The sequence below is a fragment of the Ruegeria sp. AE3 genome (assembly GCF_056542225.1).
The window spans coordinates 1-721 of sequence record NZ_JBQFZL010000052.1; the positions used below are offsets into that span (position 1 = coordinate 1).

General features: G+C 52.6%; 1 protein-coding gene. It reads right to left on the reverse strand.

Annotation, left to right across the window (positions count from 1 at the left end; translation table 11 throughout):
* Window positions 1–111: 111 nt before the first annotated feature.
* On the reverse strand, window positions 112–570 hold the full coding sequence (locus tag ACR0NZ_RS20635) for a hypothetical protein (protein WP_480474019.1): 459 nt from the start codon (window positions 568–570) through the stop codon (window positions 112–114).
* Window positions 571–721 lie beyond the last annotated feature (151 nt).

Genomic DNA, 721 nt, shown 5'->3' on the forward strand with positions numbered 1-721 from the left:
GGGCTGCCACCGGTCATTAATGTGAAAAGTAACGAAAGGCGACAACAAGCCCAATGCGGGCTTTGCCAACCTTTCAAATCAGCATCATCCCCGACCATTTCAGTTCGAGTTTCAATCCCTAGCGGGCAAGGCAACCTCGCCTTCCCAGTCAGAAATACGGTGCGGTAGCGCCAGGAGTTTTGACGCCACACGTGTTTTGGTCGTTCCACTTCCAGTCATCCCCGAATATTTGCCGGTGGAGGAAACAATCCGCCAGTTGTTGACGCCGAAGGCAACAACCTCCCATCTCATGGTGAACGTGTCCTCTTCTTCACCATAAACACAGACGCCACCGCCGCTGACACCGCTGGGTCCGCCGAAACCCGAGCCCACGCACCGGACAAAACCAGGATCGATTGGTCCCTCGTCAACGGTATAAGTCCCATAGTTGTCCTCTTTCCAGAACACGTCCTCGCCCGCGGAAATTTGCTCTTGGTTGACGACATAGAAGTTCGTTGCCGACACTTTCTCTGCAGCAGTCAGACAATGAGGCGCAAAGAGAACTGCGGGGATAAGCATTGAACGCAACATGTTGTTTCCTTCGACAGTGGGGCAAAACCAGCATGATAGAGACTACGAAATTTATTGCTAGGAAAGGAACGCATAGCCGGACCTGAAAAGTCAGCTTCGTCCCGCATCTCAGAGATTGCAAAGCTTAGTGATGAAGGTCCGCTTTGGGCTG

What these genes read in the sequence shown, in the direction of transcription:
- ACR0NZ_RS20635 (WP_480474019.1), bottom strand. Translation starts at nt 570, where the DNA reads ATGTTGCGTTCAATGCTTATCCCCGCAGTTCTCTTTGCGCCTCATTGT.